Consider the following 6,914-nt stretch of genomic DNA (forward strand, 5'->3'; position numbering starts at 1 on the left):
TGCTCAGCCAGCCGGTCGCGCACCTCGCGCAGGAAAAGACGCGGCTCCTGCTTGGAGATCCTCAGGATCAGCCCGGCATGCGCCTCGATGCGCTTCGAGGTGTGATCGCCGCCCATCGGCTTGGGCGCGACATGGCCCTCTTGGTGGGCGCGCTGCGACCAGCGGCTGGCGCTGGAGACGCTGACCCCAAAGCGAGCCGCGGCTCGGTGGCACGAGGCTCCTGCCGCCACGGCAGCCACGACACGCTCGCGTAAGTCGACGGACAAAGGTGAAGGCATCGGCGTGCTCCTTCACCCACCAACGCGCTACCCGCCAACCCGTCTCAAGCGGCACGGGACCGGCTCTAACTCGCAAGGATGAGCGACACCGATACTTTGCGTGAATTGTGGGCCCTGCTGGATGCCGATCCAGCTGTATCCCGGCCGCAGACGCCGGAAGAGTGGAAGGCCGCGGTAAGCGCAGCGATTGATGCGTTGATCGACGAACCGGATGTGATCATCCCCGTGACGGATGACATCGGCGACCTAGGGCAACCGATTTCCAGGCAGATCAAGGTTCCGAAGCTGCCAGGTTAGGTAATGAGATCCGCCTTGCCTGGACACCCGCCCTGCCGCTCGTCATCTTGACCGCATGACCTGGTAGCACTGCCACACCTACGATCCGTAGGAGGAGCCAGCGTTCCGGGGTGGGTAGTTCAGGGCTTCACACGACCGTAATCCGACGGTGTCCCATGCATCAACGTAACTGCCTCAATGCGTCCGACGTGCGCATCCTCATGGCTGCGGGACGCGCAGAGGCCGAACGGCGCGGCCTTCCGGTGGCGTTCGCGGTGGTCGATGAGGCAGGCGTGCTGCTCGCTCTGGAACGCCTCGACGGCGCGCGTTTCCACACGCCCGAGGCGGCTTGGTTGAAGGCTCGGACGGCCGCGATCACGCGCACGTCGACCCAGGATCTTCAGGGAGCGGTACAGGCGAACGCGGCGCTTCTCGCCTTTCCAGATCGCCTACCTCTGACGGGTGGATTGCCGCTGCTGGCCGGCGAGGACATCGTGGGCGGCGTCGGCTCGTCGGGTGGCGAGCCCGAGGACGATCTAGCCGTGTGTCACGCCGTGTACGAGTCGCTCCGACGGCTGCCCCTCCCTGGCTAAGCGTCTGCGGCCGGGCTGGACACACGCAACGTCGCCCACGGGTAGCTCGCAAAAAGTGACGGCTGCCAAGGTCCCCGCCCCGAGCGGAAGGGTGACCTGAAGGGCAAGGTTCGGTCGCTCCCCCGCCGGTCGGATAGCACGATGCTCTGGACGAACACGACGCCCCGTCCGCCCGGCTCGAAGCGCCGGAAGCCGTCATCGGATGACACTGCCTGAGCGGTCATCGGCTGGCTTCAACTAACGGGGGGGCCGAGGTGAATTCTGGGTGCGCTAGGGTCGTCACCCGACAGCCCAGAAGAGCGGGAGCGCGCCCACCAAGAACAGGGCCGAGGAGAGGAGCACGGCGAGGGGCTCGCGATGGTGCAGGACGAAGGCGTGAGGGCTGGCGAGCATGGCGAGGCCCGATCAGGAGAGAGGTCAGCACGCTCGCTCCTGAACCTTGACGGATCGGGGGCGCTTCGCGCTGTCCACAAGTGATGGCTGATCGCTGTCGCTACCGAGCCACATCCTTTTGGATGTGTTCGGGCGCACCTCGCGGAGGCAGCGTCGAGCGTAGCCCTTCCTCAAGGCCGCATCGCCCCCTCGGCGGCCCGATCCAGCGGCGCAGTGACCTCACAGGTTGCTGCGCCGTTGTCGTTATGGGTCGGTCCTAGCGGGATCTAGCAGCAGTCGCGGCTCGCAGAGACCCAACACGCGACCCCGCGATGGTGCGAGCATGTCCCCTGGCGATGCTGGCTGTAGCTCCAGTCGCCATCGCGACAGCGAGCCGTGGCGTCGACAGGCTTGGCGCAGGTCGAACCCTTGGATTGCTCGGGGCGTGGCACCTCGCAGCCGTCTCGGTTCGTGTAGGTGCCGTGTCGAAGCTCCTCAGGCGCGAACAGCTTGCACGATCCGCGCGCCAGAGCCTCGCTCGATGGCACGAGCAAGGCTGCCAGCAGGGTGATGGCGAGGAGCTTCGTTGGCGCCCCGCGGCGATCGTGCGAAGGCATGAACCGCCTCAGTCGCGGAAGAAGCGGCCGGCGACGTAGTGTCTGCCACGACGGTTCGTGCGCCACTTCGAACGCGGATGGCAGTGCCGCGGATGCGCACGCCGCCTACAGGCTGCTGCGCTTGCCCTTCCGGCTGCTGCGCTTGCCCTTCCGGCTGCTGCGCGGCCTGTTCCGGCACAACGCCAAGCCGGCCCCACTGACAGCTCGCTAACCCGCCTCCAACATCATGCTGCCGGGCCACGTTGCGTATCGGTCCGCCCGCTGGTGAGATCGGACGCTCCCCCGCCTCGTGATCAGATCGGGGCGGGGCCGAGCGGCCGTCAAGCTAGCGCCTGGGGGTGCACTGACGGTGTTCCGGTGTACGTTTCAGGCTTAAGCGGGCACCCGGCATGTGACCGGCGATGCTGCAGCTTAAGATAGCCCGCGCCCACGTAGGTGCCGGCGACAATCACCTGGCCGTGACAGGCTGGGCAGCGCTTCTGCGCCATCGTGTACAGACCACGCGCTTCTGCAAGGGTGATTGGATGCCAGGCTCCATCGACCATTACTTCGCACGTCTGCTGGCTCACCGTCAGCATGGTCGTTCCGTGCGGCGTTGCTACGTGGATCCGTGACTGAGTGAGTACGCCTACGTCGCTATGGTTAAGGCTCCGTTGCCGTGCTTGAGATGGTAGCTGGCTGGTTGATCTTGCGGCTCAGTTCTTGAAGATCCGGATCTCGCTGCCCGACAGCTCCTCCCGCTGGTCGGTACACCACTGCTGCTCCCCAGCCTCCTTCACCTCGGCGTAGCGCCGAGCCAGCTCGTCCTTGAAGGCGGCATTTGCTCGTTCCTGGCCGAGCACCTTGGTGGCCACATCTCGCGCGGTCTGTGAGATCCGCAGCGCGGTCGTGCCATCGATCGCGTAGTGCTTGCCGCAGAACGTGATGATGGCCGACTGCGCGCTGGATGCTCGAAGCAGGGCCAAGGCCTGCTCTTCTTCAGTCTGTGCGCGTGCGGGCGCTGCATGCACACCGATGGCAAGGACGACAGTTGCGAGGGCTCGGTGGCGCAAGGCGGATCTCAATTGATCTGCACTCGTACAGCGCGGTATCCGCTGGCGGCAAGTTTTAAAAACAGGGCACTTGAGGGCGGCTATGCGACCGTCCCCTTCAGAGGACCTACTGCGATTTCTCGGCCTTAGCTCGGCTCCTCAAGCGAAATGCATCGGCAGCGCGAGGCTGGCGAGGGCGACATAGGCTCCAACGAGCAGGGCGCTAGCCGGAAGGACAACACCACTGAGCAGGACGAGGCGGGATGAGACAGACATGACGATCTCCACTGGGTTAGCGGCTGCTGCCGTCGTTGAGAGAGATCTATGCTCAAGCTTTCCGACCCGATGTGCTGCGGGGCACTTATAGCGCCCTCGCAGCCCACTTCACGCGTAGGGGCCGCCGAACAGGTCGCCCAGCGCCTTCCGCCTGAACAGCGTTCGCCAGCGACGCCGCTGATGCTCCGGCCGGTCGTGGATCATATGGCACCGCTGGCAGAAGGCCGCGAGGTTGGCGTCGGTGTTGTTCGAGGTATCGTGGTCGCGGTGGGCGGCGGCTAGGACGACCCGCGTCCGGCGTGCCTGGCCAAGGATGTCAGCCCCCGTCGCGATCCGGATCCGGCGGCCCCATCCATCCCGCCACCGGCCGGCCTCAGCATCCCACCAGCGCCCGTCGCCGAGGTGGTAGACCATCCCGCCCGTGCAGCCGTCCGCAGCCCTCACAGCAGCCTTTCGCCCGCCCGAACCGGATCATGGCCGAGAGTTGCGCCCAGTCGATGGGGTAGAAGAAGCGGTGCTCGGGCCGGATCGGCATGGTGGCGACACTGTGGCAGCAGTGGCGGGGAAAGCGTAGCAGTAGGGCGCCGGTCAGGCTCGAACAGACCCGCTCGCATGTTGATGGTGCAAGGTCCCAGCGTCGGACCTGCCTGGGAGCGCCTGACTGGACGGATAGCGATGGCTTACCGACGCGCCTCCTTGGCGTTTGGAGGCGTGCATGGTGGCGGTGGCCGCGAGAAAGGTTGGACGGATCGCGCGGATATGGCCGGGACGGCCGCGGCAGATACCGGGGATGCCACATTCGGGGCATCTCGACACGCGCACTGACCCGCTGCCGCCTCGCCCTCTGACGGCCGCCGAGCTGATCGCGATGGCTCGTTCAGCACGCCGCTCGGAGACGAAGCTGTCGTAGGCGCAGACCGAGGCATTCCCGCTGCCGTCCCGCTGCCGTCCCGCTTACCGTGCCAGGACCGTCTTCTACCGCCTCTTGCCGGACCCGACCGTACCCTGCCGTGCTTCAACCGACGTGCGACGCAGCCACCCATACGCTGCGCCGTCTGCGCCGTTGAGGAAGGCCGCGGAGATCGGACTACAAGGACCCACAGGGTGCCAGTCGCTGCCAGCGAGTTTGCCAGCAGCCTGCCATAAGCTTGGAGGACCACACCTCACGCACTGAAGTGTCTGCGACCCCGAGGTCCTATCGAGGATCCAGTCTGCGCGGTCGGCGTCGGTCGGGCTCGCTCCGCTGCCCGAAGTGCAGCATCCCGCCGCGGAGCGAAGTGCCGGAAGCCGTCATCGGATGACGCGGCCTGAGCGGTCATCGGCTGGCTTCTACTAACGGGGGGCCGAGGTGAATTCAGGGTGCGCCGAGGTCGTCACCCGACCGCCCAGAACAACGGCAGCGCGCCCGCGAGGAACAAGACCGAGGAGACGAGCACTGCGAGACGCTCGCGATGGTGCAGGACGAAGGCGTGAGGGCTGGCGAACATGACAAGGCCGGATCGGGAGAGAGGGCATCACGCTCGCTCTTGAACCTTGACGGATCAGGGGCGCTTTTCGCTGTCCACAGGTGATGGCTGATCCCTGTCGCTACCGCGCTACATCCTTTTGGATGTGCTCGGGCGCACTGCGCGGAGGCGGCGTCGGGCGTAGCTCTTCACCAAGGCCGTCTTCCCCCCTCAACGGCCCGATCAAGCGGCGCAGTGACCTCACGGGTTGCTGCGCCGTTGTCGTTGAGGGTCGGCCCTAGCGTTACCTAGCAGCAGTCGCGGTTCGCGGACGATCTGGAGCCGACACGCTGATAGCAGCCACGCGGGTGGTGTCCTTCAGTCCAGAATTTCAGGGTGCCGCCGCGGCGGCCTTTCGAGCGGCCAACGGGCGTCACGCGGCGAGCGGCGGCGGTGCGAGGGGGCATTCGCAATCTGTCCGTACTGACTTCCTGGCTGCTGGGGCTGGGCGGCAGGGTCTGACGAGAACCCGACCGGATCGGGGGCGAGCTCCGTCGGCTGAGCGGACAGCGAGGCCACATTCGGCACGGGGGACGCCTGCCCCGGCACGGCCGCACCTTGCCCGACGATGCCGTTCAAGCCGAAGCCAGCCCTGCTGGGCAGTCGAGCCCATCGAGCCCCTGCGCGAGGCTGCGAGCGCCGGCAAGGCTCCCCCACCGCCGCCGCCGCCGAAGCTGCTGGCATAAGCCTGCGTCGTCGCCAGTCGGGCCGCGTTCTCACCACCGGGGCGGTTGTACCCCGCGAACTTCCACGCATCCGCCATGAGGCGGTTGGCCTCCCGCGGGCTCTGGGCGTTCTGCAGGGCGTTCGTGAGCTGCGGGTTCTCCTGCAACAGGAAGTTGACGACGGTGGCGCGCATGTGCCCCCTCACCACCGTCAGCCTCGCCGATATGTCCGCTCGGACCATGCGGTTTCAGCGGTACGACAGCCGGGCCGAAGACTGGCTGGACATCAACCCGCCCGTCGAGATGACGGCGACGCTCCTGGCCCGCGAGGGGCAATGGCGGGTGCCGGCGGTTGCGGGCATCATCACCACGCCGACGCTGCGCCCGGACGGCTCGCTGCTGACGGTCGCAGGCTACGACCCGGCGACGCGGCTGTATCTCGCCCTGGATCCCGGCTTCACCATGCCGGATTTGACGGAGCGCCCTGACAAGCGGGAGGCCGCGGACGCGTTGGGCTTCATCGAAACCCTACTGGCTGGCTTTCCGTTCGTCGGATCGGTCGACCGGGGCAGTAGCGCTGTCGGGTGCCCGGCCGCCTACGGCCCGCGGACCTCGGTCTACAACGCCTTCAACCGATGGTCGCGGCGCGGCTTCTAGAAAGCCATGCTCGCCGCGCTGGCCAAGGCCGGATGGACGGGCGATGCGGCCGCCCTCGACAGCAGCTACGTCCGCGCCCACCGCTCTGCCCATGGCGGCAAAGGGGGGCGACGGCGCAGGCCATTGGCCCGTCGCGCGGCGGCCAGACTACCAAGATCCACGCGCTCACTGACGTCCTCGGCCGCCCCGGCGTCCTCCTGCTGACGCCCGGCAACGCCAGCGATGTGACCACCGCGCCTGCGGTGCTGGCCGAAGCGCCAGGCCGGATCCAACGTCTGGCCGCCGACAAGGGCTACGATGCCGACTGGCTGCGCGCTGACCTCCGCAAGAGCGGCATCACGCCGGTCATCCCGGGCAAGCGCGGCCGCAAGCGGAAGATCCGCCACGACAAGAGCCGCTATCGGGAGCGGTGGCGGATCGAGGCGACCTTCAACCGCCTCAAGGACTTTCGCCGGATCGCCACCCGCTACGACAAGCTCGCACGCAACTACGCCTCGGCCCTCGCTCTGGCCGCCGTCATCGCCTTCTGGTGCTGATCGAGTCCAAACCCTAGGTAGGGAACTCATACAACCAATTGCTGTCGCTTGCGTTTTCTTCCTGAGTTTGAGGTTTCCAGCGCAGGAGGATCGCGATGGCACGGTTGT

Annotated in this window: 5 protein-coding genes and 2 pseudogenes; 3 read left to right on the forward strand and 4 right to left on the reverse strand. The window is 66.8% G+C overall.

Features of this window, described 5'->3' with window-relative positions; all coding sequences use genetic code 11:
* The coding region (locus BM419_RS31005) for a helix-turn-helix domain-containing protein (RefSeq protein ID WP_139257159.1) at window positions 1-278 on the reverse strand (278 nt) is incomplete at its 3' end.
* Window positions 279-356: 78 nt separating this feature from the next.
* Between BM419_RS31005 and BM419_RS32185 the strand changes: the two genes are divergently transcribed.
* Both BM419_RS32185 and BM419_RS31010 read left to right on the forward strand, forming a co-directional pair.
* Complete coding sequence (locus BM419_RS32185) at window positions 357-575, forward strand: hypothetical protein (RefSeq protein WP_139257184.1); 219 nt, start codon at window positions 357-359, stop codon at window positions 573-575.
* 155 nt (window positions 576-730) lie between these two features.
* On the forward strand, window positions 731-1,147 hold the full coding sequence (locus BM419_RS31010) for a GlcG/HbpS family heme-binding protein (RefSeq protein ID WP_082558008.1): 417 nt from the start codon (window positions 731-733) through the stop codon (window positions 1,145-1,147).
* 659 nt (window positions 1,148-1,806) lie between these two features.
* On the opposite strand, the gene BM419_RS31015 is transcribed toward BM419_RS31010, so the two are convergent.
* The 3 genes and pseudogenes from BM419_RS31015 to BM419_RS31030 all read right to left on the reverse strand — a co-directional run bounded on the left by BM419_RS31015 (window position 1,807) and on the right by BM419_RS31030 (window position 3,978).
* Window positions 1,807-2,136: a DUF3761 domain-containing protein gene (locus tag BM419_RS31015; protein WP_082558009.1), complete on the reverse strand. Its 330-nt coding sequence runs from the start codon at window positions 2,134-2,136 to the stop codon at window positions 1,807-1,809.
* 695 nt (window positions 2,137-2,831) lie between these two features.
* Window positions 2,832-3,101, reverse strand: a complete 270-nt coding sequence (locus BM419_RS32700) for a hypothetical protein (protein ID WP_244540936.1) — start codon at window positions 3,099-3,101, stop codon at window positions 2,832-2,834.
* Between the two features lie 450 nt (window positions 3,102-3,551).
* Window positions 3,552-3,978: pseudogene (locus tag BM419_RS31030) on the reverse strand (hypothetical protein).
* A gap of 2,232 nt (window positions 3,979-6,210) precedes the next feature.
* Here BM419_RS31030 and BM419_RS31040 point away from each other — a divergent pair.
* A pseudogene (locus BM419_RS31040) lies at window positions 6,211-6,806 on the forward strand (IS5 family transposase); the annotation flags it as partial.
* Window positions 6,807-6,914 lie beyond the last annotated feature (108 nt).

Source organism: Methylobacterium sp. yr668 (assembly GCF_900116245.1).
Classification (GTDB): domain Bacteria; phylum Pseudomonadota; class Alphaproteobacteria; order Rhizobiales; family Beijerinckiaceae; genus Methylobacterium.